Origin of the sequence: Streptomyces sp. SID13666, from assembly GCF_010548325.1 — a bacterium.
In the GTDB taxonomy this organism is placed as follows: domain Bacteria; phylum Actinomycetota; class Actinomycetes; order Streptomycetales; family Streptomycetaceae; genus Actinacidiphila; species Actinacidiphila fildesensis.
In genome coordinates this window covers 1-483 of sequence record NZ_JAAGLX010000173.1, presented here as the reverse complement: position 1 = coordinate 483, position 483 = coordinate 1, and the positions used below count along the sequence as shown (strand labels likewise).

Below are 483 nucleotides of genomic sequence, written 5' to 3'. Positions count from 1 at the left end.
CCTCCGCATCCGCAGCTCCCGGGAACGATCGCCGGGGCGTGATCGTCGAGCAGATGTGAACCGTGAGCGTGCCGTTGCAAGGGCCGGCCTCCCCGCGATGGGGAGCCTGGTCGCTTTTGTGCTGCTGGCGCTGCTCGCCGTGTCGGTCGTGGCGCGGGGCGGCGGCACCCTCTTCGGGGACCGGGATCTGCTGGAGTGGTCTCTCGCCCACCGCCCGGACCTGGCCGTCACTCTCGCCCGTATGGTGACCCATACCGGCACGGGCTTCGTGCCGTACGTCCTGGTCGCCCTGGCCGGCTATCTGCTCGGCCGGACGGCACGGCAGCGGATCCAGGCAGCCGCCGCCTGTCTCGTCTGCCTGGTCACCGCCCAGGCGGTGCGGTTCTCGGTGATGGCGCTGCTGTCCCGGCCCCGGCCCGACACGGCGCTCTGGGCGACGGACGCCGGCCACTGGTCGTTCCCCTCGGGCCACACCACCACGTC

The 483-nt window shown here is 72.5% G+C and carries 1 pseudogene; it reads left to right on the top strand.

Features of this window, described 5'->3' with window-relative positions:
* Positions 1–97: 97 nt before the first annotated feature.
* Positions 98–483: pseudogene (locus tag G3I60_RS43955) on the top strand (PAP2 family protein); the annotation flags it as partial.